The sequence below is a fragment of the Reichenbachiella sp. genome (assembly GCF_039941815.1).
In the GTDB taxonomy this organism is placed as follows: domain Bacteria; phylum Bacteroidota; class Bacteroidia; order Cytophagales; family Cyclobacteriaceae; genus Reichenbachiella.
Window position 1 is genome coordinate 275,138 of sequence record NZ_JBDVDW010000065.1, and the last position, 22,240, is coordinate 297,377.

Below are 22,240 nucleotides of genomic sequence, written 5' to 3' on the forward strand. Positions count from 1 at the left end.
TGACAGAATTTAAATATAGTAATCCTTTACTCTTTTAGGCATGAATTAGGTAATTGAATTTAATCTATTCATTTCTTGCTGTATCACTGCGCGCACGTCTTGTTGAAATTCCTTTAGATTGGACATCGAATATTTAGCTGGGTCAATGGGCTGATGGATGACAAGTCGACTTTTTCTTTTCCAACGCATATAAAATTTCCCATCGTCCGGTAAAATAGCCCAGTTGTCAACAATCGTGATAGGCACAATAAAAACACCCGTTTCCAACGCCATACGGAAGGGTCCCTCTTTGAAACGGCTCAATTGAGTGGTATGCGCGGAGTGTATTCCGCCTTCCGGAAATATAGTTATGGAATGTCCATTTTTAAGCGCTTCAATACTCTTGTGATAGGTGGCATATCGATCCTTCAACTTCTCCCGATCGACCGTGATGTGAAATTTCTTATAGAAATACCCGAATATGGGAATGTTGGTGATCGATACCTTGCCAACAAACTTGAAGGAGACTGGCAAAATCGGCATGAGTGTGATATCGAGAAAGGAAAAATGATTGGGGCAAAAAATATAGGTTGCTTTTCTGTCGAGGTACTGCTTGTTCTCAACCGCCGTAGTAATGCCTATCAAAGTATAGAATAGTTTGCCCCAGTAACGATTAACAGAAACCGCAAATGACTGTAAATTAAACAGTGCGGCGATCGAAAAAAGAGGTATAAAAAAGATGAAAAGGCCGAAAAAGACGGCAATAGAATAAATTAAGTAACACCTTCTTAGGGCATTTTTCATATTCAGAATTTGGAGCTTGTTATTACTAATTACTTGCTGGGCTATCTATTGATAAATCAAATGAAACTACCCTTTGTAACCAAATTTTTTGAGTAGACTACTCTTTTTTCGCCAATCGGGCGCCACCTTAACGAAAGTTTCCAAAAATACTTTTTTTCCAAAAAACTGTTCCAATTGCAAGCGAGCCTCAGTCCCTACTTTTTTGATTGCCTCACCGCCCTTGCCTATGATGATCCCTTTTTGCGATTTGCGTTCTACGAATATTTCTGCACGTAGTCTTATGATATCTTCATCTTCCTTGAATGATTCTATTTCTACCTCAGTACTGTAGGGCACTTCCTGTTTGTAATTTTTAAAAATTTGTTCTCTGATTATTTCCGAAGCAAAAAATTTCTCAGGTTTGTCTGTTAAAGTATCTTGAGGGAAATAAGCAGGATGTGTTGGAAGCAATTCCAAAATGCGGGCAAACAACACATCTACATTTTCTTTTGACAATGCCGAGACAGTCATAATCTCTACCTCAGGATACAACAGCTGCCAATAATCTATTTTGTCTGTCAGTCGAGAACCCTTGTTTAGATCCGTCTTATTGATGATAAGAATCACTTTGGAGTCGCTAGCCGTCAATCGGTCCAGCATTTCTTCATCATCGTGTTTTTCCATCAGATCAACCACGTAAAGCACAAGATCCGCGTCTTCAAGGGAAGCGCTGACAAATTTCATCATGGACTCCTGCAGGGAATATTGAGGCTTAAGAAGGCCTGGAGTATCCGAATAGATAATCTGAAAATTGTCACCGGTCAAAATGCCCATGATTCGATGTCTGGTGGTCTGGGCTTTCGATGTAATAATCGAAAGATTGTCGCCAACCAGGGCATTCATTAAAGTTGATTTTCCAACGTTTGGCTTGCCTATTATACTTACAAAGCCTGATTTAAAATTAGTTTCGCTCATAAAAGAAAATAAACCCAAAGGTACTTGTTTTTTAATCATTGGGCTTCTAGTTTTGCATCGCAATTGAGGGAAAAAGGAGTGATTTTATGGCTTACTCTTCTCAAATTGCCTACCAAAAATACATCGCGGGATGGAGCAGTTGGTAGCTCGTCGGGCTCATAACCCGAAGGTCGCAGGTTCGAGTCCTGCTCCCGCTACTACAAGAAGGCTAACATGAAAATGTTGGCCTTTTTTTTTGAAAGCTAAGCGAGTGTCGTAATTTGATTTTGCAGTCCTGTCAGGCACCTTAGTTGGTAATCTCATCACCGGTTCTTACTATAATACATGAGCCAATAGATAGTAGCCAATTAGTTTTCCGATTCTCTTTTGTAGATCAAAGCTGTAGCCATTTTGAGACAGCCAAGAAGCTAGGAAAACAACCCCTCTAGGTTGAGATTGTAAAAGCTCCCATCCAGCTTCTCTTCTACCCTCTCTTTTCCAACAAAACGATATTCTCTACATGATGGGTTTATTGGCCTGAAAAACAGTCTACATTGATCGTATAGAATGTTTTTAAGAGTACTGGCTTTTCTACGGACAAGATTCGGACAAAGTTGTGTGGATTTCTCATCTTTTTCTCAGAAAAGCTGGGAAAAAGCAGGGAAATCCTTCCTAGTTTCTGAAAAGAAAGGAAAATATGGAAACACAAGTAGTAGCATACCTGTTTGGACTAATATTCTCAATATCATCCATACTTTGGATTTGACCTTGAATCTGGAATTAATTTTCTATCAATCTATTCTACCTCACCTTCCTGATGTAGCATCTTGTTAACATCTCTTAACACGTCATCCAGTTTCATGGCAGATTGCAAGATGTAACCAAAAACCTCAGCTTTTTCTTCTTCCTTCATATCCTTTGATTGTATCAACTCAATTGACCCCAAAAGATTGGCCAGTGGAGCTCTAATGATATGGGAAATTGAAAATGCATATTCTGTAAGCTTGTCATTTTGGGATTGGACTTTTTTTGTTCGGTCTCTCACTTTCTCTTCCAGTGATTCATTGATGGTCTGGATTTTTTCATTTGCACTTTCAACCAATAGCTTTTGGTCTTTGATGATCCTGTGAGCCTTTCTGATCCTTTTATTGCTCTTGTATAAGAAAAACGTAAATAACCCTCCCAAAAGAAGTATTGTCCCGAGCAGTAGCAAATAAAGGCGACTGTATTTTAACTGAGCTTCCTGTTTGGAAATGGTGAGATTTGTTATCTGCTGTTGTTTTGCAAACGCAATACTATCTGCAATTGCCTTTTTCTCGTACTCGTACTTATACTTAAGCTGAATTATGCCCCTTTTAGAATCTTCGGTATAGATACTGTCTTTAGTAGTCACAGCTAATTCATGCATAATAAGAGCATCGTTAAATCGATTCAGTTTTTTGTATATTTTCCAAAGTGACTCAGCTGAGTGCTGGATTTCCAAATTTGCTCCTATTTCCTGAGCAAGTCGTAAAGAGCGCTGGTTAAATTCTAGTGCTGATTTATAATCACTTCTTTCATAGTAAATATCTCCAATATTGTTAAGATGCAACGCTATGCTTTTCCTGTCCCCTATCTCTTCTGAGATCTGCAACCCTCTGCGGTAATAATACAGTGCTGTATCATACTTCTCCTGGTATTGAAAATCCCCACCAATGCTGTTCAAGCATGCTGAAATGCCATTCTTGTCACCTATTTTTTCACTAATTCTTAAACTTTTCTGATAGTAATCAATGGCTTTTTCATAGTCGTTCCTTATAGAATAGATGTCTGCTATGTTACTAAGAGAAGCAGCAATGTCATATGCATCACCTAATTCCTCTCTTATTTTCAAGGCTTCTTTATAATAATCATATGCCGTTTCATATTCCTCCTGTTTGCTGTAAATAATGCCAATATTGTTTAAAAGTGTTGCTCGCCTTTTATTATCTGTTGTATGCTTAATGAGTTCCAAACCTCTGGTGTAGTGATCGAGGGCACTAGAATAATCGCCCTGACGTAAATAAACATTTCCAATATTATTCACAGTTGTAGAAATATCATTTTTATCACCAAATTCCTCTCTAATTTTTAAGCTTCTTAAAAAGTAGACAAGGGCTTTATTATAGTCGCCTGTTGCTGTGTATGAAAGACCAAGATTATTGCACGATGCACCAACACCCTTCTTATCATCTATTTCTTCTCTAAACTGTAATGATTTCAAGTAAGCCTCACGTGAGTCTGTATATTCACCTTGCAAGTGAAAATAAACGCCTTGTGTATTGAGAGCCTGCGACATTTGCTTCTGTAGATTTCTTTCCTTGGCAAAGTCGAGTTGCTTCTGTGCAAAATAGTAAGCGCTATCGGACTGAGTAAATAAATACCCATCCCAACTAATCGTGTTTATCGCTTCCAACCTGTTTGTATCTGGCTGTGAAGTGTCATTCCAAATAACTAGCAAGCTGTCAATATTGACTTGCGAATACGAACACGTGCATGCAAGAATTAAGAATACCGATAGGACATATCTAATTGATATAAGCAAGCTATCTATAATTAGGACTCATACAATTTGATCATTTTTTTTCTAACAATCAAGTCAATACTTATCAACTTCCGACTCTTCTTGCTTTTGGGGCTAGCTCTGGATTGTTTGTAATTTCTTTCAACTGAAATGACCACTTCTCCACATATTGAGTCCGTAGAAATAAATCCTCCGTTGAAAATCATATACTTACCTTTCATCAGCTACGAGATTGCGTGGCAATTCGAATGAATATTACGTTAACAGCAAAGGATATGCTCTAGGCAAAAGAAGGAAATATCTAATCCGCATTGCCCGAGAAAAAGGAATAAGCTGAATGAGAGGACATTCGCAACAAATAATGATTTTTTTACAATACAAATGTAGGGATTCCACATTTTTGCCACTTTCCTGGATACGCATTCCTGCCCCATAAACTGCCTATAGTCTCACAAACAACGTTTAATAGAACTCATAAGTAGTTGACGCAGGGTTTTCTCAGTTTTTCAAAGGAATTCCCTTCTACCCTCTCTTCTCCAACAACACAATATTCTCCACATGATATGTTTGTTTGGCCGAAAAACAGCCTTTTCAAGATGTAGAAGCTACTTTTTTGCTAATCAAGTCCTTGCGCGGACAAAATTCGGACAAAAGCATGTTCGTTTCTCATCTTTTTCCCAGAAAAGTTGAGAAAAAGTAGGGAAATGCTTCCTATTTGTTGAAAAGATGGGAAATGAATGGGAAATTTCTCATCTAATTTATCAAAATCAGGAAATGAATGGGTTAATACTATAATAATGCATACTCTTTATTCTTCTGATTTTGTAATTTGGTTTCTTTATTATGTTATGAGTTTTCACATCCGTTTTACAATCTCGTATGTTTCAGCGATGATGTACTTGATCGACTATAGCTTTCCGCATTTGACAGATATTAGGATAGTCAGAAAATTTAGCTTAGAATGTTAGTTTAATCAGAGATAAATAATTAAAAAGACCATTTTTTACAATTCTTATAGTTTCTGGAAAAGTACTTTTGTTTATTTTACTAATTAACGTTTCATTTCAAAGAATTTAGGGTGGTTAAATTTAATTTAACAGACTTCAGAAAGTTTGTGATTTTAAAATCAAGCCGATCCTTTAAAGTGAGCATTATACCATGTACAAACACTTTAATGTATCTCCAATACTATCCGAGTTCATTCATTCCTTTTGGTGGGCGGAAAACACAACAGAAGAAGGTGAAAAAATGATTATTGTACCAGATGGTTTTTTCAAGATCATTTTAATATTAAAAGACAAAAGAGTCATTCGGTACTTTATGACCGGTTTGTGGACAAAACCACAAGAATTTATAGTACCTCCAAAAACAGAAAGTATAGGTTGCCGGTTCAAAATATTAGCTCCAGAGTATTTGATCAAAAGAAGTATCCGTGACTTAGTAGATAGTGAAGAATCGCTACCCCTAGATTACCTGGATGCAAGGTTTATTGACTTTATCAATGTAGAAAAGTCAATTCGACATTTAGAAAATAGTTTGCTCAAGGTGTTCCCACAAGTGGAAGTTCAAAACCATAAAATAAGACTTTCTCAATTTTTGTATCAGGCAGAAGGAGGAATGACGGTAAAGGAAGTGGGAGAACAAACATTTTGGGCAACTAGACAAATAAATAGGTACTTTGATAAATATCTGGGTATTAACCTAAAAACATATCTGAAAATTCAGAGATCCTACTCAGCCTATTTTAAAATCCGGGAAGGTGATTTTTCGCCAACAAAAAATTACTACGATCAATCTCATTACATCAGAGAAATCAAGGAACATACAGGTGTCTCTCCAAAAGAGATTTACAAGAACAATGGAGATATATTTAGGCACATAAGAAAAAGTCAAAAATAGATAGCTGAATTAGCTCACTCAGATTATAGTTGATGTCAAAAAAAGACCATTTTATACAATTTTAAAATTCGTTGAAGAAATAGCTTTGATTATCAACAAGATTTTTCAAAGATGAGAATACTTAAGCAAGAGCATTATTTTCCGATTGTCGTTGGTATACATTTGATTTTTTGGGCTGTAGACATTTACAATTATCAAGGCCCTTTTACCGAGATTGACTCACATACAGTATTATTCGGTCCTATTGAAAACACATCCGGGCAAAATGCTCATCGAATCATTGGTGAAATATTTTCCTCTTGGGTTGTTACCGTTTTTGCTTTCAATTTTTTGATGGCATCCAGACTATCCTGGGTAGAACGCCTCTTCGGAGGATTAGATAAAATGTACCTAATCCACAGAAGATCAGGGGTAATAGCGGTTGTCTTACTCATAGCTCATGCCTTGGTAGTTCCAAGAGACCTGACCTCAGTTGGCATTGGACAACCTCTTGGTATTATTGCGATTAACCTTATTTTGATTGGTGTCATCATCTCAGCAGCACCTTTTTTCAAGAGAAAAATCCCTTATCATAAATGGGTTAACATTCACAAACTTATGGGAGTATTTTATGTCATAGGTATTGTACATGCTTTTAATGTTCATAGCCTTATTCAAGAACTTCCTATTGTGAGGGTTTATGTTTTTGGAATGGCACTTATAGGGATTACCGCATGGTTTTACAGAGCCTTTTTATTTGGACTTTTCAACAAAAAGCTACCATACGAGGTTGTTGAAGTTGTTGAAAAGTCAGACAGTATCATGGAAGTTACGCTTAAGCAGCTTGATAACCGGCTTCATTATTTGGCTGGCCAGTTTGCTTTTTTCACCTTTCCAAAGGTAAATACTAGAGAACAACACCCATTTACTATCAGTAGCCATCCTTATCATGACCATTTAAGGATAACCGTCAAAAACCTGGGTGACTACACCAGTGAATTTTCAAAGCTAGAAGTGGGTGATAAGGCCTCTGTGGAAGGCCCATATGGCCATTTCTCATCTGCTTACATAAAAGAAAGAGAACAAATTTGGATTGCAGGAGGTATCGGTATCACTCCTTTCCTGTCGCTGGGTCATGATGTTTATACAAGTGATGTAATGCTCTATTGGTGTGTGAATGACGAACAGGAAGCAGTCTATCGGAATGAACTCGATCAAATCAAAGCAATCAATCCGAAGTTCGATTATAAAATATGGGTATCTAAAGCAGAAGGCCATCTGAGTCTAGAAAAAATGAAACTGGAGAACTATCTTAACAAAGGCTACCTTATCTGTGGTCCGAATGCCTTAAAGGGAAGTTTGATTAAGCAGCTAAAAAAAGAAGGAGTCAAAGATGCACATATCTATGACGAAGAGTTTGCATTTAGATAAATCAATAAACTATGTCACAAGAATCAATTAATCCAAAAATCAAAGCAGTCATTTCAATCAGAAAAGCTGTACAAGGCATTGCAGATCAGTCGGATCAAATGAGAGAAATTGCTAAACAGCTTGACGTTGGTGTTGAGCATGCGCTTAGCTTTTTCATGGATCATACGGGTGCTGAATCTCATGAACTATATCTTGAAACAATAGACAGACACAAAAAATCTGTTTTAGAACTAAAGTCAATATTGAATTTGGTCATTGACTTAATTAACGAACGTCAATCCAGGGATCTTACCTCGACATGGGACAAGCATATTACTCACTCAAATGAGGTTAAATCATGTCTGAATTCTATGTTTCAACTAGGTATAAGTAATCTTCAAGAGTCTCATAGCCTCAAATGGGCTGAGCAATGGCAGAGAATATTTGATGAATACAATGAGATAGAAACTATATCAGATAGTTGTAAGATTAGCTTAGCGCTTATTGAATCTTGTGCGCCTGAAGAAATTGATGGTTTTACTCAAACACTACTAAAGCATATTCCTTTGAATTACTCTATAGATGAAGCTGAACAATATGAAAAAGAATATTTAACTGCTTATCAAGAGTTGAAACAGCAAGCCAATCAAAAGAAAAACCTGTGGGATAGAATATTGGATATTCTGGCAGGAGGAGCTCACACCACGCCTGCGCAAATGGTGGTGATGAATAGATGGGTCAACGGTGAAAAAGGAGATTTATAAAACAATTTAAAAAAGACAGACATGAAGAACTTAAACTATTTACGAATTAGCGGCATTGCTTTAGCATTAGCAGGACTAAGTATGATTTTAATAGAAAATATTAGTGTTGAAACAGCAAAAGTACTTGTGCCCGTATTAATTATTGCCTCTGGTTTTTTTTCTTACCTGTTTAGTTCAAAAAACAGTCACTTCAGATTAGCCAAGCAATATCATTTAATTCAGGCTATTGGATTAACCACTTGTGGCCTGCTAGTAGCCATGTTGCCTCAATCGCTAGAAGATTTCCTAACGTACATTGCTTACTTTGTACTTCTTTCGGGCTTTCTTGAATTTAGTTTTGCTTTCATGGTATTAAACATGAAAATAAAAGTCATCAATTGGGGAATGCTTATCTCACGTTTTGTCGCCGCAATGGCATCTTTCATCTCAGCGATTGTATTGCTTCTTAATACCATTTCTAATCCATTAACAGGACTATTAATTGCAGGTATTGTAACGATAATTGGTGGATTATCGATTGTGGTTTTTGCTTCCAAAATTAAGCATGCAGATCCAACCAATTTTGCAGAATGACTTATCTATGTTTTTAGTACTACTCAAAGTAACTTGTACACTACTTGCGGGATTTCTATGCGGAAGTACGCTGTATTCTTCACTGGTGGAAATCCCTGTTCGTCAACAATTGAGCGAAGAGGAGCAGATGAAAAATTGGAAGTTGGTATTTGAAAAAGCTCATAAGCTATCCAAAACATCTGGATTAATTACTTGTGTTCTGACATTAGTGGTTTGGTACATTACCTCAAACGTACTGTGGCTGGCCTGTTCCCTTATTCTCTTTTTGATTCTTCCGTACACTGTGTTGTTACTGGCCAAAACAAATGAAGTTTTGCTCCACTCGAAATCCACTATTGGTCTGTCGAAATACATCAAACAATGGGACCGCCTTCATCACGGCAGAACGGCTATCTGTTTTGTGGGATTCTTAATTTATTTAGTTGCTATTGCCAGTTAGGAGTAGTTCATTAATACTCTGACTTAATTTTTTGTTGACATTTTCAACTCCAACAACACAATATTTTCCACATGATGGGTATGAGGAAACATGTCCACAGGCTGCACTTTGGTCACTTCATATTGCTCGTCCATCAAGGCAATATCCCTGGCCTGTGTAGCTGGATTGCAACTTACGTAGACCACTTTCTGAGGGGCCACTTTCAAAATCATATTGACTACATTTTCATGCATGCCGGCTCTTGGTGGATCAGTAATGATTACATCAGGTTGGCCGTGCGCAGCGATAAAATCATCATTGAGCAGGTCTTTCATATCTCCGGCGAAAAAATCAGCGTTGTTGATACTGTTCACTTCAGCATTTACGAAAGCGTCCTGTATGGCTTCCTCTATGTATTCAATCCCTATTACTTTATCAACCCGGCTAGCGCAGTAGTTGGCTATCGTACCTGTACCCGTATACAGATCATATACCAGCTCATCTCCTTGAAAGTCAGCAAACTCTAAAACCTTATCGTATAACAATTTGGCTTGAGCTGAATTGGTTTGATAAAATGACTTTGCCCCGATTTTGAATTCGAGATTTCCCATCTTTTCGATGATGTGGTCCTTGCCGGAAAACAGGATGATCTCCTGATCGAAGATCGTATCATTTTTCTTTTGATTGATCACATATAGTAAGGAAGTAATCTCAGGGAACTTAGCCTTCAGATGATTCATCAACTGATCTATTTTTTTCTGATCTGGTTCAAAAAACTGAATCAGTACCATGAGCTCACCGGCGTCGGTATATCGAATCATAAGTATCCTCAGTAACCCGTGTTGCTCTCGTATATCAAAGAATGAATAGTCATTTGCCAGAGCGAAGCTGCGAATTTCATTCTTGATGGCGTTGGCCGGATCAGCCATGAGATGGCAGGTATCAATGTCCACAATTTTGTCAAAAAGACGTGGTACATGAAACCCCAGCGCATTTCGCTCAATCTTATCTTCGGTGGCAATTTGCTCTTTGGTGAGCCATTTTTTATTTGAGAAAGTAAACTCGAGCTTGTTACGATATCTTTCGGTTCGGGCCGAACCGATAATTGGAGCAATTTCGGGAAGGTTCACTTTTCCAATTCTTGTCAAGTGATCGGTTACCTGCTGCTGCTTAAATTCCAATTGAGAAGCGTAAGCCAAATTCTGCCATTTACAACCACCGCATACTCCAAAATGCTCGCAAATTGGCTCGATTCTTAGGTTTGAATACTCGTGAAACTTTATTGGGTAGCCTTCAGAATAAGCCTTTCGTTTTTTTCTAATCTGCACATCTACTACATCTCCGGGCACTACTCCTTCAACGAAAATCACCTGACCATCTTTACGAGCCAGACTTTTACCTTCTGCCGCCACTGCCTCCACACTGAGACCTTCGATAATGATATTTTTTTTCTTCCTTGCCATTGGCCGCAAAAGTAGATAATTCGGCGTTCGAATCGTAAACTTTCAATTCTCAAATTTTTAATACCAAAAGACTTATAAAGACAGAATGAACAAAACCATTCGTATTATCTCAATTATTTGCTGGGTTGTCGCTAAATTGTCATTTGATATGAAAAAATTATTTTTTGTATTTCTAGCTGTGGTTCTATCTAACCTCCACGCTTTGGGCTTTCATATCGTGGGTGGAGAGATTGAGTTGGTGCATATCGATGGATTTAGGTACAACCTAAACCTTATCCAATATTTTGACCGTGCTCAAAACAGCAACCCAGGTCCAGACTTTTCGGCAGTCGTATACATCTTTAGAAATAGCGACCACTCACTGATTCGAACCGAAACCCTGATTCAAGCCAGCGACGTTGAGGTCGAATATTCCAACCCAGAGTGTGCTATTGGGTCACTTCAGACTTCTCGTGTTTTTTATACCGCTGAAATTACGCTTGAGCCAGAGATTTTCAATGAGGAAGAAGGGTACTACGTAGTATGGGAACGATGCTGTAGAAATACCTCCATCTCTAATATCGTAAACCCCGGTAGCCAGGGAATGACCTATACATTAGATTTTCCACCAGTAGTAAAAGATGGAAAAACCTTTATCAACTCTTCACCACAACTGTTTCCACCACTTAGCGACTATGCTTGTGTCAACCAGACCTATTACACAGATTTCGCTGGAGAAGATCCGGATGGAGACTCCATCGCTTATTCTCTGCAATTGCCATACAATAGTACATCCCAGACCGCCCTTCCTATACCCCAGCCCAAACCATTTATTGAGCTGATTTACGCCAATGGTACCAGTCTCGAAAACATCATACCTGGCAATCCATCGCTGAATATAACCTCGGAAGGCTACCTCACCGTGAAACCCAGCTTCACCGGCTTGTTTGTCTTCTCAGTACTGGTAGAGGAATTTAGAAACAAGGAAAAGATCGGTGAACTCAGGCGCGATTTTCAAATGCTGGTATTGGATGGATGTGATCCACCTACTCCGCCTAATGCGCAGGTGCGACTACCAGGAGAGACTGAGTATTACAACGAGGTCGATATCATCAACTACTCCGCTGCAGAGGAGAAATGTTTTGAGTATCTGGTGGTTGACAATGCTGGTGAAAATGTAACCCTAACTGCAGTGGGCGTGAATTTTGATCAAAATATTGAGGGTTCGGATATTTTTGATTTTACCTCAGGTCCTATCAACGAAGATGGCGACACCCTGAGAGTCGAGGTATGTATAGCCGATTGCCCCTATTTGCAAAATGAGCCTTACATCATAGATCTCATTGCTTCTGATAATGCCTGTCCACTCCCTCAGCGAGATACGGTACGGATGATTTTCAACATCGAAGCCCCACCTAATTCAGACCCTTATTACGATAGCCCATCGTCTGGAGCCACGCTTATTCGATCCCAACCCGAAGGCCTATCCGTAGCCCTGGATGAGTTGCTCATCGGAAAGGACGATGATTTGGATTCACTCAGGTTTTACTTTTATGCGGACGGTTATGATCCAGAGGACTACGGCATGTCGCTTGACACTCTCCTCGACGAGGAAGGTGAGAAGAGAGTCAACTTCAATTGGAATACGGACTGCCAAGCATACTCCTTTGGTGATAAAAACACTTTTGAACTTGGTATCGTTTTGGAGGACTACGACACTTGCTCGTTCGACAACGGCGACACCCTTTTCTATGACCTCACTGTAGAACTCCCGCCCAACTCCTCACCAGAAATCACTGGAGCTAATGCGGTATACAATCGAGAGATCAAAGGTCTCGTGAGTTTCGATCTTAGTACGACTGATGACGATGGAGATCAGATTTCACTACGAGCAATCGGAGATGGATTCGATCTTGGTGGTAGAGGTATTACCTTCGAAGACTCGGATGGTGTCGGTAGTATTGACTCACCCTTCTCATGGGATTTGAGCTGTGATAATCTGAACATCAGTCGCACGACTTCATATACCATATTTTTCATATCCGATGATCAAGACTATTGTCAGGAGACCAATTCAGACACTTTGGAAGTACAATTCAATATTGTCGTTCCGGAAAATAGCAAACCGGTATTCGAAGTGGAAGAGTTTTATAGCCTGAACATCAATGAAGAATTTGAGCTCGATGTAGTGGCCACAGATGCTAATAACAATGACCTGCTTACCTTGGACTTGCTATCAGTCAACTCCGCACCTCCTTCGGCCGGTTTCTCATTTGAGAGGAGAAGCACAGGCAATGGTCGAGTTACATCCAAACTAGTTTGGACACCCGAATGCAGCCTTTTGGGCGACAATTTCAGTTCAGAAAATTATGTGGTAGACTTTTTTGTATTTGATGACAACTGTCCAAACCCTGAATCTGAAGCTATCACGGTCACATTTGAAGTTTCAGAACTAGAGGTCAATTATAATAACTTCTCTCCACCCAATGCCTTTACTCCCAACGGAGATGGGCGCAACGATACCTACACGCTAAACAATCTAACAGACAATGATTACAATCTCCCTCCAGACAACTGCGGAGATCAATTTCAGTCTATTGTCATTTTTGATCGTGCAGGAGGCAAGGTTTTTCAATCGGCCAATCGAGAGTTTGTATGGACAGGAGAAGGCGCAGACACCGGCACTTACTTTTACTACATCGACTACCTCAATAATGACTTCAAGGGTACAATTACCTTAGTACGCTAATCTCAAAACCCAAGGCCCAGGCGGAAACCTTGTCCGTAATTGCCGCCATCCTCGATAGCACCGAAGTAGTCTACTCTAATCACTTTAAAGAGATGCTCTAAGCCTATTCCATATTCGAAATAATGATCAGCCGCATCGGTCTTGAGATAATTGAGTGAAGCCACTACCTGCGCTTTGGATTTACGGATAAAAGGCAATTTATTCATTACAAACCCATTAAAATGATGGTCTACGTGCAGCCCTAACCAGGACCCGTTGGTGCTGAACTGGTAGTAGCGCAGCAGTTGGAAGTTGTCGTTGTCAAAATTGGCAAGGATAGATCGATTGCCCGTATGATGTTTGTAATCCACAAAGGTCATTCGATCTGTATTGAGAAAGGTACCAGCCCAAACTGTATAGTTACCACTACCAAACAGACCATAATTCATCTCCTGATAGATTCTCATAACCACCTCGTCGAAATCCACTTCTGAACCGAGAGCAGATATTCCTTTTTTATAATGTATAAATAGACTTGGATAGGCGCTTTCCAAATTGAATTTCATATCAGGTCTGGTGATGTATTTCTGCCCAAATTTGATTGTGAAACTTGTGGTAAATATCAGTGCATTGTGAGTATCAAAAGAGGCGTCGGGAAGTTCTTCATTGAAGGGTTGGTTCGCAGTGAAGTCCCGATCGTCTCGATAGAACAAAGAATAGTCTGCCGTGTTTTCCAGAGACTCTCGTTGGGCATATTCCAGGCTGGATTTTAAGGTCACGCCGTTTACCAATTCACTGGAATAATACAGTTTGGCAAATCTCTTTTGGTACAATTTCATATAGTTCTGCCTATTGAGCATGGTTTCCAAAGTGTTGATCAGTGGAGTAATAGGTACATATTGGTTGTATTGCGAGACGTAGTTGCCCGCTTCTACAAAAGCCCGGGTTCTTTTGATTGGGTTAAACTGGTAGGCATATTTCAAACGGTAATACCAATCTTCGCTTGAGAATCCATAACGTACCGTTGGAATCCACTGATACTTCCATATTCCCTCCTTCTCCTGGATGTATTGTGCCTTGAGGTTGATCACAGCCCCTTCCACCGTATTGTACTGTAGAATCTCGTGGATGGGCTGAAATCTAAAGTAGCGCTCCTTAAACGACTGCTGATAGATGTATCCACCTACAAACAAATTTTCAAAATTGAATTTATTGAGGGCTTTGTCGAGCGAGTCTCTGTAGGGCTTGGATTTCATGAGTTGCTCCAGGCTGTCCTTGCGTTGGTAATCAACAGTCTCTATTTTGGTCAACGGGATAGGTCTTATCTTTTCCCAGTATGAAAGATCTCTTTTGTTGGCTTCAGCCTCTATTTTAAGAATCTCATTGTCAAAATATCCAGATGGAAAAAGCTGAATTTGGTCTTTGGGTTTGTTCTTTACCAAATCATAATTTGGCTCTATTTGATAGTCGGAATGAATTCCGACAAAATTTCCATTTCCCCGAAATCCCAGTACGTTGAGATAATAAGCAAAACGTTGCGAAAGCAGCATCCAGATATTATCATTTACAGGTGCGTAGACCTGATGAATATTTACCCGATCTATAAATTCGATCTGATGCTCTTTGGTCAAAGTAAAATCCACGCTATGAATGCGCCAACTGTCTTCGATGATATAGATAAACCCTTCGAAGGCCGGATCGCTGCTTCTTTTAGGAATCACGCGGATCTTGTTGATCAGCAGGCCACTTTCCATCATGGTGCCTTCCAGTTGATAGTTATAAAACAGCAGCGCGTTGTTGGCAATCGGGGATACAAACCCGCGCTCAGAAAGGCCCGGAAAGGTCAGTAGATTGTCATAGAACGATATCAGCATCTGCGAGCCCTGATTGTAGCTAAAGGCTGACTGTCCACCACTTACTTTGGACGAAATCATTATTTCTTTGACTTTGTCGGGTCTGGCCACACTTAATTCGGAGACAGATTCAGACAGGTATACGATACCTGTGTCTAGCGGCACATTGACTCCGAGGATTTGGCTGGGGCGCTCGTCCAGGGTCTGCATGCCCTTGATGTATACTTTGCATCGATAGGCCCTCACCTCTTCGAGATGATACTTCCTTTTCTCCATGGCTGCTTTGATTACGGCATAAGCTGGATCGGGTCCGTCGGCATTGATCACTATCTCTTGCAGTTGAAGTACTTCAGGTTCCAGCACTACGTTGAGCATAATTCTTCGATGATCTACCTTGATCGGTATTTGCTGCTTCTTGTAGCCCACATACTGATAGACTACTTCATAGTTGCCCGGGTCCAACTCTAGCGTATATCGGCCCTCAACATTAGTAGTCGTGCCATTGGTGGTATTTAGAATGTAAAGCGTAGCATAGGGCAATGGCACCCCGCTAGGATCTGTAACAGTACCAAAGAGTTCGGAGGCCAGTCCTTTCGCACATAGCAAGGTTATCAGGGCTAATGGTAATCCGAATTTCAATAATGCACGCATGTGTTGCTCTCTTTGTCTGGTATCTTTGCCAAATTAATAAAGAAATAGATGCTAGAAACAATTTCTCTCAAAAACGAGTATTACATCTAGTCTTATTAAATTCGAGCAGAATTATTAGTGAACATGCCCAAGGATCAAACTGTCATCATTACAGGCGGAACGTCAGGAATAGGTAAAGCCTGTGCCGAACTCTATGCTTCAAAAGGATACAATATTGTAATCACCGGTCGAAACAAAGAACGACTGGATGAAGTCACACAAACTTTGATCGCTGCAGGACATCAGGCGCTGGGAATCCAGGCCGATGCTGCTAGTGAAGAGCGGGCAGCTGAGGTGGTCGAGCAGTCAATCGAAAAATTTGGCTCTATCGATGTGTTGATATGTAACGCCGGCGTATCCATGCGTGCTCTGTTTGAAGATCTGGACCTGAAAGTGTTCAGAGAAGTGATGGAAATCAACTTCATGGGTACTGTAAATTATGTCAAGTATGCGCTCCCCCATCTATTAAAATCAAAGGGTTCTATTGTTGGTATCTCTTCTATCAATGGTCATCGTGGTACTCCGGCCAGAACTGCCTATTCTTCGTCCAAATTTGCCATGGAAGGTTTTTTTGAAGCTTTGCGTACCGAACTGCTTTATCGTGGAGTACATATCCTGGTAGCCAGCCCTGGCTATACAGGCACCAACATTAGAAATACGGCACTGACTGCAGACGGTAAAATACAAGGGGAATCCCCAAAAGATGAAAGCAAGATGATGACTGCTGAGCAAGTAGCCATGCGCATTTATAAGGGACAGCAGAAAAAAACACGTGGGTTTATCCTTACACCTCTGGGCTGGTGGCTCAATTTTCTCAATCACTTCGTGCCCAAGCTGATGGACAAGATTGTCTACAATGTATTGGCTAAAGAGCCCGACTCTCCTCTAAAATCTAACTGATTCGTTTGATGGTGGTCGAGCGAATATAAACCTCCTGGCCTTTCCAGTCTACTTTGACCCAAACCCCCTCTTCGGAAAGTATATTCAGTCTATGGCCTTTTTTTATTACTTCGACCAAATCTGCCCCGGCTGAGGGTCCGGTCATCAGATAGACATAGTTTTCAGTGATAATGCCTTGTGGTTCGTCAAGCTGGAAATTTATCACCCAATAAAACACCAGTAAAATGACCACTGTTACCAATCCAAAAGGTGCCGCATTTGGTTTGGATTTCCATTTTCTAAATAAGAATACTGCTGCAAAAAACAATGCAATCCCAAATATTATCAGATTGAATCCTATATAGTACTTATTGATTAGCCCTTTAAAAAAGGTGGTATCCGAAACGGCAAATCCTGACAACTCATGCTCTTCGGCCAATTCATGCATCTTATTTTGCGCTCGTTTGTCGGAAGTTTGCATAAAATACTTATTGAGGTATATGAGCGCCTGACTGTAGTCACCCAACCCCTCTTTGATGTAGGCCATTTTCATCAGCATCTGAGGAGAAGCTTCATTTTTTTCGTCCATGATTTTTTCATAGAGCTCAAAGGACTCGGTGTACTTTTGAAGCCTAAACAATGAATCTGCGGTGGTCAGTTCATGGTTGGGTTTGGCCATGGCATTGGAAAATGAAGCCATGATCAATGCCGTAATTATTATTGGAAGAATTTTGAAGATTTTGTTTTGTTTTTTACTCATCTCGTGCCTACATTTGCAACCGCAAAATAAGGGAAGGATCAACAAAAATGAAACTTTCCTGTGCGAAAAAAGATTCGTTAGCTCAGCTGGTAGAGCAACGCCCTTTTAAGGCGTGGGTCCTGGGTTCGAGCCCCAGACGAATCACATTGATTTGATAATGGTCGGTCATTAAAGACCTGCTTTTATAACAAGAAAAAAGATCTCGGCACCGTAGCCGAGTTTTTTATTGCCTTTAAGCATAATGATTCGTTAGCTCAGCTGGTAGAGCAACGCCCTTTTAAGGCGTGGGTCCTGGGTTCGAGCCCCAGACGAATCACAAAAGCTCCGGAAACCCGGAGCTTTTTTTATGCCCTGGAGAGCAGGTAGCCTTACCTAAAAATCGGACAGTTTATAATCGAACAAATTAGTAACTAAACTGTCAAAATGAAGAAATCAATATTTACAGAGAGCCAGATAATCTAAGCGATTAAAGAGACCGAAAAAGGCCGAAAATCTGAGAGATCTGCCCGGAGTTTGGTATCCATAAGGGAACCTTTTACAACTGGCAAGAGCAGTATGCAGGGATGGATGAGAGTCAATTAAAGGAGTTGAAAGAACTTAAGGAAGAGAACAGACGACTAAAACAAATGTATGCTGACTTGAGTCTGGATAACGTCATGTTCAAAGATATCCTTTCAAAAAAGTGGTAAGCCACGCTGTCAAGGAACCTTTGCATGCACTACCTGTTAGTCCAAATCAAACATGGAGCATGGACTTTATGGGCGATGCACTTACCGATGGTCGAAGAATGAGAGTAGTTAAACCTTACAGGTAACAATAATCGAGAAGCTTTTCCAATGCTCTTTTTTCTGGTAAAGAAAATAATTTAAACCATGCCCCCAACTTTACTGACTGAGCCGATAATACCAGAAATAAAAAAACCGGAGAATAAATCTCCGGTTTTCAACCTTTTCTTCATGCTTGTCCCTCTGTTCTTGACATTTATAATTAAATGATATTCACGGGAAAACACTTGGGTAAAAAAAAGCCAGATCAACGTTATGAACTGGCCAAAGAATAATGAAGCAAATTTGTCAGTTAGGTTATAACATCTCAACTACCATTGAGAATAATTAAAGGTTAGGTCGGTTTATTTCCTTCATTAATAAACTAACTGTTTATCAATATTCAAATGTAGGATTAGTTTGAGTCTATTGAAATAGGTACTGATACCGCTATTTTATATAGGTAAAAATACCTAGTAGCAAATTGTTAATTAGAATTCGCTAAATTTCTCAGTTGGTGTCAAAATAATTATGATTAATAAGCGAACAACAACCTACTCACTTTTCCTGGCTGTATTGGTAATTGGGCTACTGGCGGCTCAGCTTCCTAAGCTGAAATTTGACTATGAACTTGAGCAGTTTTTTCAAAAAAATGATTCTGATTTAACCTATTATCAAGATTTCTCAAAAAACTATGGTTATGACAACGACTACCTGCTGCTAGGATTCGAAGCAAAAAATGGCATTTTTGATCAACAATTCCTGACCGATTTAGAAACGAAATTGGACAGTATTTCCCACTTGGAAGGTACAGTCAGAATCCTCTCTCCCCTTCATATAAAGAGCATTATAAAAACCCCTCTTGGTCATTTACCTATTCCTGCATTGCATCTCAACAACATAGAGAAGCTAAAGCTCGATAGCGCAAAATTTTATCGTCACCCGCTGTACAAGCAAATGTTCATTTCTAAATCAGGCAGTCAACTAAAAACCATCGTCATCCATAAGCGATTTGATAGCAAAGAGGCGGCTGATGAATACGTAAAAGAGATTTCTGAGTTATTATACGATTCCACTCCGAGAGTAAGAATGGCAGGAAAAGCGATTGCTCAAAATGCTTTTGTCGAGGCCGTTAGAAGTGATTTCGCACTGTTCATTTTAATTGCTTTGGGTTTGATTTTCATCCTGTTGATTATCTACATGCGCAATCTGCCAATGATAATAACCTCTTTGCTGATCCCAGGCTTATCAGTGGTATCTACCATCGGGCTTATGGCTCTGGTCGGCAAAGAAATAGATGTTTTGTCTTCATTGATTCCCACTATCTTGTTGGTAGTATCTATGTCGGACGTCATACACCTCTACTCACATATACAGAAGGAAGTGGAAGTATCCGGCAATTTGACAGAAGCCATTAGAATGGCAGTAAAGCAGGTTGGATTCGCTACTCTGCTTACCTCATTTACGACGGCCGTAGGGTTTCTTGCTTTAATCACGATCAACGTAAAACCCATTATTGATTTAGGTATTTATTCGGCCATAGGAATAGTAATTGCTTTTATTCTAACCTACCTATTGTTTCCTTCTATTCTATTCCTTAGGCAACCCAACTTAGGTCATCAAAAGCTCAGTATGCATATTGAACCCATAATGAGAGCAATTTTTATTTCCGTAATGAAAAAAGGAAAGCTCATTGTTTTCACTACCTTGGCTTTTTTGGTACTTGGGGTGCTCGGTCTTTTGCAATTGCAAATAGATGCCTATCTGGTCAACGATCTACCAAAAGACAATTTGGTCAAGGAAGACTTCATATTTTTTGATGAGGAATTTTCCGGATCGAAACCATTGACCCTGAGTCTTTGGGTACTGGATTCAGAGGACTCCATTTATAGCAAAAAGATAATCTCAGAGATCGATGTGGTAGAGCAATCAGTCAGAAGTGTGGTGAGCGCAGGAGACCTGCTGTCACCAGTACATTTTGTAAAACTTGCGAATCAAAGCTTGCATAAAGGGTCACCGGATTATTATAAACTACCAGAAAACCCTCAAGAATGGCGACAGGCCTTTACCTGGATTAAAAAACTAAGACCTGAGTCAAAAAGCATTAAAGTAAGTACTCCTGGCACCGCCCAGATCACCGGCTACTTTCAGGATTTTGGATCCAGGGATGCCACATCCAAATATCAGAACTTGTTGGCCGACTTAGACACCAGGGTAGATCATAAATTGCTTGGGTATCGTATGACTGGCACTACCCTGCTGGTGGACAAAAGCCATGCAATGCTTTCTACTAACCTGATCAAAGGGCTCTTATTTGCGATGATCATCGTTGCTATCATCTCAGCGACTATGTTCAGATCCTGCCGAATGATAATAATTACTTTGATTCCAAACATTTTTCCAATTCTGCTAGTTTCAGCAACTATGGGATACTTCCAAATTCCTTTAAATCTTAGCACGTCCATCATATTCGCAATTTCATTCGGAATAGTTGTTGACGATACCATTCACTTCTTGAGCAAGTTCAAACATGAATTTCAAAGAAGTGATAACAAAATATATGCTCTCAAGCGATCTATAATTGGCACGGGTGAGCCGATATTAATTACAACAATTCTGCTAACCACTGGTTTTTTGGTTTTCTGTGTTTCGAGTTTTAGTGCTTCCTTTTACATGGGGCTTTTTGTAAGTATTTCGTTTGCAACTGCGTTGCTTGCTGATTTATATCTTTTACCGCTACTTATACTCTGGTGGCTTCCGAATAAAAAAAGACTCAAATGATTCTAAGAGTTGTTATAATTTTTTGTTTGCTGGCTTGCTCTGGACCTCAAGAAAAAAAGCCTTCCAAAATCAATGGAGTTTGTCTGGTAGCTCCGTCGTTTGAAATTAAAAAGGAGTATTACGAACCCATATTGGCCACGAAGGCCAACTGGGTAGCGGTGATTCCATATGCGTTTTGCAGTCCGCAGAAGCCAAAGGTCACGTTTGATCATCCAAACCAATGGTGGGGCGAACGAACGGAAGGCATCCGTCAGGCCGTTGTTCTGGCTAAAGAGTCTGGTCTGAAAATAATGATAAAGCCTCATTTATGGGTACTCGGTCAGGGTTGGGCCGGCGATTTAAATTTCGACAACGCATCAGACTTGAACGCTTGGATGCAGAGCTACTCGAGGTACATCCTTCACTTTAGTCATTTAGCAGAGGAGCTTAATGTTGAATTGTTTTCCATTGGAACTGAAGTTCGGTGGATTGTCAAATCAAACCCGGATTTTTGGATAAAGTTGATCAAGGAGATTCGGACTATCTACAGCGGGGAAATCACGTATTCCTCCAACTGGGATAACTATCAAAATGTAACATTCTGGGATGACTTGGATTATATCGGCATAGATGCTTACTTTCCATCAGCTGACACTGAAACTCCAGCAGTGCAGGAACTAATAGATAACAATCAGTTGATTAAATCCGAATTGGAAAAATTTTCAGTCGTCCATCTTAAAAAAGTGCTATTCACAGAATTCGGATTCAAAAGTGTGGATTTTTGTGCCGCAGGACATTGGGTTTCACACGACAAAAAGATTAATATTAACCTAACTGCCCAGGCGAATGCATATGATGCTCTATTCAAAACGTATTGGAATCAAGACTGGTTTGCTGGTGGATTTGCCTGGAAATGGCATTACAAACATTCTACTACAGGTGGCGATCAAAATAGTGAATTTACTCCACAGAATAAATTAGCTGAAAAAATACTTAAAAATCGGTATTCTCTCGATCGTTAGTTTTGATTAAATTGTCCACATCAACCTACCTCTCCTTTCAC

Annotated in this window: 16 protein-coding genes and 3 tRNA genes; 12 read left to right on the forward strand and 7 right to left on the reverse strand. The window is 39.8% G+C overall.

Features of this window, described 5'->3' with window-relative positions:
• Window positions 1–45: 45 nt before the first annotated feature.
• Both ABJF11_RS18355 and era read right to left on the reverse strand, forming a co-directional pair.
• On the reverse strand, window positions 46–783 hold the full coding sequence (locus tag ABJF11_RS18355; RefSeq protein ID WP_348121617.1) for a lysophospholipid acyltransferase family protein: 738 nt from the start codon (window positions 781–783) through the stop codon (window positions 46–48).
• 66 nt (window positions 784–849) lie between these two features.
• Window positions 850–1,776: a GTPase Era gene (gene era, locus ABJF11_RS18360; RefSeq protein ID WP_348121618.1), complete on the reverse strand. Its 927-nt coding sequence runs from the start codon at window positions 1,774–1,776 to the stop codon at window positions 850–852.
• An 85-nt stretch (window positions 1,777–1,861) separates the two neighbouring features.
• Here era and ABJF11_RS18365 point away from each other — a divergent pair.
• Window positions 1,862–1,934, forward strand: a tRNA-Met gene (locus tag ABJF11_RS18365).
• 578 nt (window positions 1,935–2,512) lie between these two features.
• Here the strand turns inward: ABJF11_RS18365 and ABJF11_RS18370 are convergent.
• Window positions 2,513–4,195: a tetratricopeptide repeat protein gene (locus ABJF11_RS18370; RefSeq protein WP_348121619.1), complete on the reverse strand. Its 1,683-nt coding sequence runs from the start codon at window positions 4,193–4,195 to the stop codon at window positions 2,513–2,515.
• A 95-nt stretch (window positions 4,196–4,290) separates the two neighbouring features.
• Window positions 4,291–4,479 (reverse strand): hypothetical protein, encoded by a 189-nt coding sequence (locus ABJF11_RS18375; RefSeq protein ID WP_348121620.1) that lies wholly within the window; start codon window positions 4,477–4,479, stop codon window positions 4,291–4,293.
• A gap of 937 nt (window positions 4,480–5,416) precedes the next feature.
• Between ABJF11_RS18375 and ABJF11_RS18380 the strand changes: the two genes are divergently transcribed.
• The 5 genes from ABJF11_RS18380 (at window position 5,417) to ABJF11_RS18400 (ending at window position 9,322) form a co-directional block, all read left to right on the forward strand.
• Window positions 5,417–6,157, forward strand: a complete 741-nt coding sequence (locus tag ABJF11_RS18380) for a DUF6597 domain-containing transcriptional factor (protein WP_348121621.1) — start codon at window positions 5,417–5,419, stop codon at window positions 6,155–6,157.
• Between the two features lie 111 nt (window positions 6,158–6,268).
• Entirely contained in the window at window positions 6,269–7,567 is a 1,299-nt protein-coding gene (locus tag ABJF11_RS18385) for a ferric reductase-like transmembrane domain-containing protein (protein ID WP_348121623.1), read from the forward strand.
• 11 nt (window positions 7,568–7,578) lie between these two features.
• Window positions 7,579–8,310, forward strand: coding sequence for a hypothetical protein (locus tag ABJF11_RS18390; protein WP_348121625.1), 732 nt, complete (start codon window positions 7,579–7,581; stop codon window positions 8,308–8,310).
• 21 nt (window positions 8,311–8,331) lie between these two features.
• Window positions 8,332–8,883, forward strand: a complete 552-nt coding sequence (locus tag ABJF11_RS18395) for a hypothetical protein (protein WP_348121627.1) — start codon at window positions 8,332–8,334, stop codon at window positions 8,881–8,883.
• Between the two features lie 7 nt (window positions 8,884–8,890).
• Window positions 8,891–9,322 carry a DUF1772 domain-containing protein gene (locus tag ABJF11_RS18400; RefSeq protein WP_348121629.1) on the forward strand — a complete coding sequence of 144 codons (432 nt, stop codon included), beginning with the start codon at window positions 8,891–8,893 and terminating at the stop codon, window positions 9,320–9,322.
• A gap of 23 nt (window positions 9,323–9,345) precedes the next feature.
• Here ABJF11_RS18400 and rlmD read toward each other — a convergent pair whose 3' ends face one another.
• On the reverse strand, window positions 9,346–10,764 hold the full coding sequence (gene rlmD / locus ABJF11_RS18405) for a 23S rRNA (uracil(1939)-C(5))-methyltransferase RlmD (RefSeq protein WP_348121630.1): 1,419 nt from the start codon (window positions 10,762–10,764) through the stop codon (window positions 9,346–9,348).
• A 148-nt stretch (window positions 10,765–10,912) separates the two neighbouring features.
• Here rlmD and ABJF11_RS18410 point away from each other — a divergent pair, with 148 nt between their 5' ends.
• Window positions 10,913–13,492, forward strand: a complete 2,580-nt coding sequence (locus ABJF11_RS18410; protein WP_348121631.1) for a gliding motility-associated C-terminal domain-containing protein — start codon at window positions 10,913–10,915, stop codon at window positions 13,490–13,492.
• Between the two features lie 2 nt (window positions 13,493–13,494).
• Here ABJF11_RS18410 and ABJF11_RS18415 read toward each other — a convergent pair whose 3' ends face one another.
• Window positions 13,495–15,975: a DUF5686 and carboxypeptidase regulatory-like domain-containing protein gene (locus ABJF11_RS18415; RefSeq protein WP_348121632.1), complete on the reverse strand. Its 2,481-nt coding sequence runs from the start codon at window positions 15,973–15,975 to the stop codon at window positions 13,495–13,497.
• Window positions 15,976–16,098: 123 nt separating this feature from the next.
• Between ABJF11_RS18415 and ABJF11_RS18420 the strand changes: the two genes are divergently transcribed.
• Entirely contained in the window at window positions 16,099–16,914 is an 816-nt protein-coding gene (locus tag ABJF11_RS18420) for an SDR family oxidoreductase (RefSeq protein ID WP_348121633.1), read from the forward strand.
• Here the strand turns inward: ABJF11_RS18420 and ABJF11_RS18425 are convergent.
• Complete coding sequence (locus ABJF11_RS18425; RefSeq protein WP_348121634.1) at window positions 16,907–17,653, reverse strand: SH3 domain-containing protein; 747 nt, start codon at window positions 17,651–17,653, stop codon at window positions 16,907–16,909. The genes ABJF11_RS18420 and ABJF11_RS18425 overlap by 8 nt on opposite strands.
• 71 nt (window positions 17,654–17,724) lie before the next feature.
• Between ABJF11_RS18425 and ABJF11_RS18430 the strand changes: the two genes are divergently transcribed.
• From ABJF11_RS18430 to ABJF11_RS18445, 4 genes are all read left to right on the forward strand, one after another.
• Window positions 17,725–17,797: transfer RNA gene (locus ABJF11_RS18430), tRNA-Lys, on the forward strand.
• 99 nt (window positions 17,798–17,896) lie between these two features.
• Window positions 17,897–17,969 (forward strand) — tRNA-Lys (locus ABJF11_RS18435).
• A gap of 979 nt (window positions 17,970–18,948) precedes the next feature.
• A complete protein-coding gene (locus ABJF11_RS18440; RefSeq protein WP_348121635.1) occupies window positions 18,949–21,198 on the forward strand; it encodes an MMPL family transporter in 2,250 nt (749 codons plus the stop codon).
• Window positions 21,195–22,199, forward strand: a complete 1,005-nt coding sequence (locus ABJF11_RS18445; RefSeq protein ID WP_348121636.1) for a hypothetical protein — start codon at window positions 21,195–21,197, stop codon at window positions 22,197–22,199. The genes ABJF11_RS18440 and ABJF11_RS18445 overlap by 4 nt, the downstream gene beginning before the upstream one ends.
• The last annotated feature ends 41 nt before the right edge of the window (window positions 22,200–22,240 follow it).

Excerpts from the sequence above, each read along its gene's own strand:
- ABJF11_RS18385 (WP_348121623.1), top strand. The coding sequence starts at position 6,269 with ATGAGAATACTTAAGCAAGAGCATTATTTTCCGATTGTCGTTGGTATA.
- ABJF11_RS18400 (WP_348121629.1), top strand. The coding sequence starts at position 8,891 with ATGTTTTTAGTACTACTCAAAGTAACTTGTACACTACTTGCGGGATTT.
- rlmD (WP_348121630.1), bottom strand. The coding sequence starts at position 10,764 with ATGGCAAGGAAGAAAAAAAATATCATTATCGAAGGTCTCAGTGTGGAG.
- ABJF11_RS18410 (WP_348121631.1), top strand. The coding sequence starts at position 10,913 with ATGAAAAAATTATTTTTTGTATTTCTAGCTGTGGTTCTATCTAACCTC.
- ABJF11_RS18380 (WP_348121621.1), top strand. The coding sequence starts at position 5,417 with ATGTACAAACACTTTAATGTATCTCCAATACTATCCGAGTTCATTCAT.
- ABJF11_RS18415 (WP_348121632.1), bottom strand. The coding sequence starts at position 15,975 with ATGCGTGCATTATTGAAATTCGGATTACCATTAGCCCTGATAACCTTG.
- ABJF11_RS18355 (WP_348121617.1), bottom strand. The coding sequence starts at position 783 with ATGAAAAATGCCCTAAGAAGGTGTTACTTAATTTATTCTATTGCCGTC.
- era (WP_348121618.1), bottom strand. The coding sequence starts at position 1,776 with ATGATTAAAAAACAAGTACCTTTGGGTTTATTTTCTTTTATGAGCGAA.
- ABJF11_RS18375 (WP_348121620.1), bottom strand. The coding sequence starts at position 4,479 with ATGAAAGGTAAGTATATGATTTTCAACGGAGGATTTATTTCTACGGAC.
- ABJF11_RS18390 (WP_348121625.1), top strand. The coding sequence starts at position 7,579 with ATGTCACAAGAATCAATTAATCCAAAAATCAAAGCAGTCATTTCAATC.
- ABJF11_RS18425 (WP_348121634.1), bottom strand. The coding sequence starts at position 17,653 with ATGAGTAAAAAACAAAACAAAATCTTCAAAATTCTTCCAATAATAATT.
- ABJF11_RS18440 (WP_348121635.1), top strand. The coding sequence starts at position 18,949 with ATGATTAATAAGCGAACAACAACCTACTCACTTTTCCTGGCTGTATTG.
- ABJF11_RS18395 (WP_348121627.1), top strand. The coding sequence starts at position 8,332 with ATGAAGAACTTAAACTATTTACGAATTAGCGGCATTGCTTTAGCATTA.
- ABJF11_RS18445 (WP_348121636.1), top strand. The coding sequence starts at position 21,195 with ATGATTCTAAGAGTTGTTATAATTTTTTGTTTGCTGGCTTGCTCTGGA.
- ABJF11_RS18420 (WP_348121633.1), top strand. The coding sequence starts at position 16,099 with ATGCCCAAGGATCAAACTGTCATCATTACAGGCGGAACGTCAGGAATA.